This is a genomic window from Paraburkholderia sp. SIMBA_054 (assembly GCF_046534875.1).
GTDB classification, from domain to species: domain Bacteria; phylum Pseudomonadota; class Gammaproteobacteria; order Burkholderiales; family Burkholderiaceae; genus Paraburkholderia; species Paraburkholderia hospita.
The window spans coordinates 312,865-319,826 of the sequence record NZ_JAWRXV010000003.1 but is presented as its reverse complement, the minus strand read 5'-3'; the positions used below and the strand labels follow the sequence as shown (position 1 = coordinate 319,826).

At 60.1% G+C, this 6,962-nt stretch carries 6 protein-coding genes; 1 reads left to right on the top strand and 5 read right to left on the bottom strand.

Features of this window, described 5'->3' with window-relative positions; translation table 11 throughout:
- Positions 1-214: 214 nt before the first annotated feature.
- The 4 genes from SB822_RS05950 to SB822_RS05935 all read right to left on the bottom strand — a co-directional run bounded on the left by SB822_RS05950 (position 215) and on the right by SB822_RS05935 (position 4,621).
- Positions 215-1,579 carry an MFS transporter gene (locus SB822_RS05950; protein ID WP_410854279.1) on the bottom strand — a complete coding sequence of 455 codons (1,365 nt, stop codon included), beginning with the start codon at positions 1,577-1,579 and terminating at the stop codon, positions 215-217.
- Between the two features lie 70 nt (positions 1,580-1,649).
- A complete protein-coding gene (locus tag SB822_RS05945) occupies positions 1,650-1,988 on the bottom strand; it encodes an NIPSNAP family protein (RefSeq protein ID WP_007586401.1) in 339 nt (112 codons plus the stop codon).
- 11 nt (positions 1,989-1,999) lie between these two features.
- The gene (locus SB822_RS05940) at positions 2,000-3,757 is read right to left on the bottom strand and encodes an FAD-dependent oxidoreductase (RefSeq protein ID WP_410854278.1); all 1,758 of its coding nucleotides are present in this window, start codon (positions 3,755-3,757) and stop codon (positions 2,000-2,002) included.
- Between the two features lie 33 nt (positions 3,758-3,790).
- Positions 3,791-4,621, bottom strand: coding sequence for an SDR family NAD(P)-dependent oxidoreductase (locus tag SB822_RS05935; RefSeq protein WP_410854277.1), 831 nt, complete (start codon positions 4,619-4,621; stop codon positions 3,791-3,793).
- A gap of 146 nt (positions 4,622-4,767) precedes the next feature.
- On the opposite strand from SB822_RS05935, the gene SB822_RS05930 reads away from it, so the two are divergent.
- Positions 4,768-5,661: a helix-turn-helix domain-containing protein gene (locus SB822_RS05930; RefSeq protein ID WP_410854276.1), complete on the top strand. Its 894-nt coding sequence runs from the start codon at positions 4,768-4,770 to the stop codon at positions 5,659-5,661.
- An 11-nt stretch (positions 5,662-5,672) separates the two neighbouring features.
- Here the strand turns inward: SB822_RS05930 and SB822_RS05925 are convergent, their stop codons facing one another.
- Positions 5,673-6,845 (bottom strand): 4-hydroxybenzoate 3-monooxygenase, encoded by a 1,173-nt coding sequence (locus SB822_RS05925; protein ID WP_007586395.1) that lies wholly within the window; start codon positions 6,843-6,845, stop codon positions 5,673-5,675.
- Positions 6,846-6,962: the final 117 nt, after the last annotated feature.

The following is a 6,962-nucleotide window of genomic DNA, read 5'->3' as shown; positions in this document are numbered from 1 at the left end:
AGTGAGTTATGCGACCAAGTTTACAGGGGCGACGTCTCGTATACAAGCGCTTTTGAGGCTTAAGTTGAGAGCATTGCCCCGCACAGGGGCGACGCTTGAAGCACGAAGGCATAGCGCGGATGCCAGCGAAAACCCTAAAAAAACCAAACCGGCCGCGCCACGAAGGCAAAACGCGAATACCACCGCAAACAAAAAACCACAACGGCAAACCACTTCACTCCACGGCTGGCGTCAATTCGGCCGCTTCGACTCCCGACGCCCGCACACGCCCAGCCACCGCGAAGACACCAAACGCTGCAATCATCGCAGGCACCGCAAGCAGACTGAATACCGATCCAAACTGCCACCCCAGGCCCATCAAAGCAGCGCCAACGAGCGCACCCGCCACGCCACCGATACGCCCCACACCAAGCATCCACGCGACGCCCGTAGCACGCCCTTGAGTCGGATAGAAGCTCGCAGCGAGCGCAGACATCGACGTCACAGCGGACGTCACGACCGTGCCCGTCAGAAAGATCAGCGTACCGAGCCAAACCTGGTGTCCAAGACCGTGCCCCACGAGCATAACCAGCATGGCAGCCATGACGTACGTACACGCGATCACGCGATTCGCCCTGAACCGATCCATCAACCAGCCGACACTCAGATTACCGAGCACACCACCAAGCGGAAACAGCGAAGTCATCAACGCGGCGTTTTGCCCCGAGAAGCCAGTGTCCTTGAAGAGCGTAGGCAACCAGTTGGTGAGCAGATAATAGATCAACAGTCCCATGAAATACGCGAGCCACAGCATCAGCGTGCCAAAGCGGAAACGCGACGAGAGCACCACGCGCAATGCAGATCCGCGATGTTCCGCGACCTGCTCACCCGTAACGAACCGGCATTCGCCGAGACGCACATCCTTTGCGATACGCGAAAGAACCCGTGCGATACGCGCATCGCCGCGCTTCCTCGTCACCATGAATTGCGCGGATTCAGGCAGCAGCAGAATGAGCACGAGCGTCAACGCGATCGGTCCAACACCGCCTGCAACCAGCACGCTATGCCAGCCGAAATGCGGAATGAGCCACGCGGACGCGATACCGCCAATCGCAAGTCCGCATGAAAACCCGCAGAACATTGCATTCACGGCGACGGCGCGAATGCGGGCTGGCGCGTATTCGGACATCAAGGTCACCGCATTGGGCATCGCGGCGCCGAGTCCGAGTCCCGTCATGAAGCGCAGCGCCGTCAACGATTCAATCGAATCCGCGCGTGCTGCAGCGAGGCTCCATACGCCAAAGAAAAACACCGATAAAACCAGCACCGTTTTGCGTCCAACGCGATCGGCAAGCGGCCCCGCGCCCAATGCACCGATGCCCAGCCCGACGAGCGCGGCGCTCATCACGGGCCCCAGCGCCGCACGCGAAACACCCCAGTCCTGCACCAGCGAAGGCGCGATAAAGCCGACTGCGGCCGTGTCGAAGCCATCGGCCGCGACAACCAGAAAACAGAGGACAAGTATCATCCATTGAAAAGGCGAAAAACGTTGGCTGTCGATGAAGTCCTGCACATCGACCGTGTGTTTGGGCTGCTGCATTGCGTGTCTCCTTGAATGCGTCTGATGCTTCTCGCGCATGTATGTGATGTCGCTGCCTTTTCTTTTTCTTCTATCGCAGTGCGGTAAGGCTCCTGAATTCGACGCGCCGGATAATCCTGCTTTCCTGCGCGACGATCAGATGCGCCGATGCCTGCAAATAAGCAGGCCATTCCGGGTCCGCATCGCGTGCGGTGCGGCGCTGGTCATAATCGCCAATGCTCTCATAGCCCCACAGATGCACGACCTGGTTGAGCGCACCGATATCGCTCATATAGAAACCGACCGGCGCGCCGAGGTACTTCAATTGAATCGGCATCGCGAGACGATCGAATACTTCGATGAATTCCGCCATACCGCGCGGGCGGATCGTGTAGATGCGATGATCGATGAAGGGTTTGCCGCTGCTCATGGTTCTGTCCTCTATACCGTTTCGGATTGCCGCTTCTTTTGCGCGCTCGCCGCGTTATCCGCGATACCCGCAAGGCGTCGTCCCGTGATGTAGCCGAACGTCATGATCGGGCCGAGCGTGATGCCCGCGCCTGGATAGTTGCCGCCCATCACGCTCGCGCGGTCGTTGCCGACTGCGTACAGCCCGTCGATCACGGCGCCGCATGCATCCAGCACTTCTCCCGTGACAGCCGTCGTGATGCCGTCGAACGTTCCCAGGTCGCCCATCACGACTTTGAGCGCGTAGAAAGGCCCGTTGCCGATTGGCGCGACGCATGGATTGGGCTTGCATTCGGGATCGGCGAGATAGCGGTTGAATGATGTCGAACCGCGCCCAAACTCGGGGTCTTCGCCGCGCGCTGCGCTTTCGTTGTAGATGCGTACGGTGACTTCGAGCGCTGCGGCATCGATGCCCGCGCGTTGCGCGAGTTCGGCAAGCGTGCGCCCTTTGACGAGATAACCATTGCGCAGCAGCGGCCCCAATGGCACCGGCGCCGGCTTCGCGTAACCAAGCCCATACTTGCGAATAGTCGTGTGATCGCAGATCAGCCACATCGCCGTATCTTTTTCGCCGCGACATGCTTCGATCATTGCCGCGCCGACGTCGTGATACGAATTCGCTTCGTTCGTAAAGCGCTTGCCCTTGCGCGTCACACCGATAATGCCCGGCTTGTAGCGATCCAGCAGATGCGGGAACACACCGAACGTACCGTCGCGCATCGGCACGCGCGATACGGGCATCCACGCAGCGGGCTGCGGATAACGTATGGGCACCTGAGCGCCGACGCTTTCGGCCATGCGTGCGCCGTCGCCCGTGTTGCCTTTCGGCACGGGCGAACAATGCTCGCCGCCGCGCATCACATGCGGATACGCTTTGGCAATGCGCGCGACGTCGTGCGAGAAGCCGCCGCATGCAAGCACGACGCCACGCCGCGCGGTGATACGCATCTCGCCTTGTGGACCTTTGACGATCGCGCCTGTCACGCGCTTATCTGAGAGCGTGAGTTCTTGCGCAGCCGTATTCGTGTGGATCGGAAAGCCTAGCGAAAGCGCCGTTTTCGCGAGCCGCGCCGCAAGCGCATTGCCACTGGTAATCTGCACGCCGCGCCGGTAAAGCGCGAGATCCTTCAGATGGCTCGCCAGGCGCTTCGCCACATAGGCGGCGGACTTGATAGAGCGCGTCGCGTTGAAGAAATGCTTGAGGTCGGCATTCGACGAATTGAACATCATGCCGATGAACGTGATCGTCTTTAGCGGCGGACGCAGACGCACAATGTCGTCGCCAAGTCCTCGCGCGTCAAACGGTGCAGCGACCACCGAGCGGCCGATATCGACGCCCCCTTGCACATCCGGGTGATAGTCGGGATAAAGCGTCGGCACGAATTTGACTTCCGTTTCGCGCTCGAAGAAATCGAGCATGTGCGGACCGGTGTCGAGGAATGCATCGACGGCCGCTTCGTCATAGAACGCGCCCGTTTCGTTGCGCATATACGTCTTCGCAGCCTCGCGCGTATCGTTCACGCCGTTCGCGCGCGCGTGCCGGTTGCCCGGTATCCACAGCACGCCGCCCGAAAATGCCGTCGTGCCGCCGAAATACGCTTCCTTTTCGATCACGACGACATCGAGCCCGTGCTTGCGCGCCGTGATCGCCGTCGATAATCCGCCTGCGCCCGAACCGATGACGAGTACATCGCACGTCAGCGGCGCGGGTGAATGGGTGTTGGAATTCATGATGACTGTCTCCTGCCGAATGTCTTTTGGTCTCTAGCGCGCCGGGTTGGCCTTTGCGTCATAACCGGGTCGCGGCACCAGATCCATCAGCATGCATTCCAGTCCGCCGTCGACGACGAGTTCCGTGCCGTTCACATATCCCGCGCGTGGGCTCGCAAGAAAGGCGACCACTTCCGCGATATCGACCGGCTCACCGATGCGGCGGCTTGCCGTCATCGCGCTGCGGCGCTGTTCGACATCGCCTTGTTCGTAGAAAGACGCCGACAACGGCGTACGGATCATCCCCGGACAAACCGCGTTGCTGCGCACGCCGCGCGGCCCCCACTCGGCCGCAATCTGCTTCGACAGCATCGTGACGGCTGCCTTGCCGGGGCTATAAGCACCGCTCCAGGTCTGCGGATGGTGCGCAGCCACCGACGCGACGTGCACGATGCTGCCCGCGCCCTTGCGCAACATCGCGCGGCCGAATGCCTGCGAGCACAGCATGTAGCCGGTGAGATTGACTTGCAGCATCGCGTTCCATGCATCGAGCGCAATGTCTTCGATGCCGCCCGGCCGCAACAACCCCGCATTGTTGACGAGCACATCCGCAGCGCCGAGTTTCTCTTCGACGCTTGCCGCTACCGCTTCGACGCTTTTCGCATCGCCGATATCGCACGCGAATGCAAACGCTTCGATGCCTTTCGCGCCGAGTGTCTGCGCGAGGTCTTCGCACTTTCCTGCTTCGCGGTCCAGCAATGCAAGGCGCGCGCCGCTTTCACCGAGCACTTTCGCAATCGCACTGCCTATGCCGCCCGCTGCGCCCGTGACGACACAGACCTTGTCACTCAGAGCGAGCCATGCAGCGCCATTTTGTTTAGTCATCCCAATCTCCATGTACTGATCTTTATCGGCGAACCCCTGAAATGGTTCGTTCGATTCATGGAGAAAAGTATAGGGACGCGCCGCTCGTCCAGATTGGACAAAGGGCACGCATCGCAGGACAATCCGTACATGGCAGAGGAAACAGCATGAGGAAAATCCCTAACTACGATTTGTACGGCGAATCCGCGCGGCCGCCGTGGTTCGACGCGTTCAATTTCGAGTGGATTGCCGAGCGCAGCCGGCCCAACGACTGGCATATCGCCGCGCATCGGCATGACGCGTTGCTACAGGTTCTGTACATTCGGAGTGGCAGCGGGCATGTCGTGATCGAAAGCGTGAAGCACGCGCTCGCGCCGCCGTGCATCGTCGTTTTGCCCGCGCAAACCGTGCATGGTTTTGTGTTTTCGCCCGATATCGACGGGCTGGTGATTACGGCTGCGCAGCGTGCGCTGGAGTCGATTTCGAAGGCGGTGTCGCCGGGTCTGCTGCCCGTATTTCAGCGCGCTGCCGTGATTCCCGTGAAGGCGTCAGCGGGCGACGACACATTGATGCCGCTTTTTACGCTGCTCGAACAGGAGTACCGCGGCAATGCACGCGGTCATATCGCTGCGGGCATGTCGTTGATGATTGCACTTTTCGTGCAAGTAGCGAGATTGGGCGATGCGGCGGCGATGCCCGCGACGAGCGCCGTCGCCGACCGTCGAAGCGGGCAGATCAAGCGGTTTCGCGAACTGGTTGCCGCGCATTTCCGCGAGCATCGGACTGTCGAGTTCTACGCGGAAAAGCTCGGCATTACGACGGCGCAGCTAAGCCGCATTTGCCGCGACGAACTCGGCCATTCGCCGATGTCGCTCGTGAATGAACATCTGATACGCGAAGCACAGCGCGATCTCGTCTATTCGGGCCTGACGATCAAGCAGATCGCGCACGCGCTCGGCTTTGAGGACGCGGCGTATTTCAGCCGCTATTTTCGCAAGCAGACGGGCGCGACGCCGAAAGAATTCCAGGCCGCCGCGCACACCGATCTGTCATTGAACTGAATGCGTGCAACTTATACCGGCACCGCGCCGACGTAGTTCTCAGCCATCGAAATCGCCGCGCTGCGCGAGGTCGTCACGTGCTCGAGTTCCGCGACCTGCAATTGCTGTTCGAACGGCGACGCATCGTCGAGACGGTGCATCATGCGCGTCATCCAGTACGAGAAATGTTCTGCGCGCCAGATGCGCTTGAGCGCCGTTTCGCTATAGCTATTCAGCAAATCGTTGCGGTCTTCCTTGTAGAACGCACGCAATGCGTCGGACAGAATACGCACGTCGGAGACGGCCAGATTCAGGCCTTTCGCGCCCGTCGGCGGCACGATATGCGCGGCGTCGCCCGCAAGGAACAGACGGCCGTGCTGCATCGTCGTCGATACGAAGCTGCGCATACCCACAATATTCTTCTGGAAGATCTTGCCTTCAACCACTTTATGGCCGTCGTCGGAGTCGACGCGCGCGTGCATCTCAGCCCAGATACGATCATCGGACCAGTTGTCGGCGGTATCTTTCGGATCGCACTGGAAGTACATGCGCTGCACATTCGGCGAACGGGTGCTGACGAGTGCGAAGCCGCGCTCATGGCGTGCGTAGATCAATTCATCCGATGAAGGCGGTGCTTCGACCAGAATGCCGAACCAGCCGAACGGATACACACGCTGATAATCGCGGCGCAGTGCTTCGGGAATCGCGTTGCGCGAAATGCCCTGAGAGCCGTCGCAGCCCATGATGAAATCGCATTGCAGCTCATGCGCCTCGCCTTGATGGCGATAGCGAATAGTCGGCGTCGTGCCGTCGATATCGTGCAGCGACACGTCCGACACTTCGAATTTCAGCGCGCCTTGCGCCGCCACCCGTGCCGCGACGAGATCCTTGATGACTTCGTGCTGCGCATACACCGTGATCGCTTTGCCCGTGAGGTCAGTGAGATCGATACGGCGGCGCTTGCCTTCGAAAGCGAGCTCGAAACCATGATGCAGCGCGCCTTCTGCTTTCATGCGCTCGCCCACGCCTGTTTCCGTGAGCAGGTCCATCGTCCCCTGTTCGAGCACGCCAGCGCGTATCGTCGATTCGATCTGCTCGCGGCTGCGCGATTCGAGCACGACGGAATCGATACCTTGCAGATGGAGAAGATGGGAAAGAAGCAGTCCAGCGGGACCGGCGCCAATGATGCCGACTTGAGTACGCATAGGTGTCTCCTGAATACGTGTCTTTGATGTGCGTCAAAGTGTGCCGTCGGCGCCTCTATCGAGCAACGCAATAGCGTGAATAAGCGTTATCTCAATTTGCGATAGTACATAGATGCG